Raw genomic sequence first — 301 nt, 5'->3', positions numbered from 1 at the left:
ATGAAGAATGGGCGGTGATCGGCGCGCTTTTGCCAAGCGAGCGGGGTCGCAAAGCTCGCCCGTTCCAGGACAACCGGCAGTTCCTGGACGGCATGCTGTTTGTGTTGCGGGTCGGCTGCCCATGGTCTGCCCCCTGAAAAGTGGCCCTCCTTGAAGTAGGCTTTTGAGCCTTTGGGGGATGCCCAGATGGGACAGAAGAAGCACAAGCCCGAAGAGATCGTCGCCAAGCTTCGGCAGGTGGACGTGTTGCGCTCGCAGGGCCGCCCGGTGGCGGAGGCGATCCGCACGATCAGCGTGACGG

General features: G+C 63.1%; 1 protein-coding gene and 1 pseudogene. Both read left to right on the top strand.

Annotation, left to right across the window (positions count from 1 at the left end):
• The first annotated feature begins 14 nt into the window (after positions 1–14).
• Positions 15–137 (top strand): transposase, encoded by a 123-nt coding sequence (locus H7A85_RS20700; protein WP_244631310.1) that lies wholly within the window; start codon positions 15–17, stop codon positions 135–137.
• A 49-nt stretch (positions 138–186) separates the two neighbouring features.
• Positions 187–301 (top strand): annotated as a pseudogene (locus tag H7A85_RS20695) (IS3 family transposase); the annotation flags it as partial.

The organism is Aureimonas sp. ME7 (assembly GCF_903970965.1).
In the GTDB taxonomy this organism is placed as follows: Bacteria; Pseudomonadota; Alphaproteobacteria; order Rhizobiales; family Rhizobiaceae; genus Aureimonas.
The sequence above is the reverse complement of the archived record's forward strand: the minus strand, read 5'-3'. Positions and strand labels throughout refer to the sequence as shown.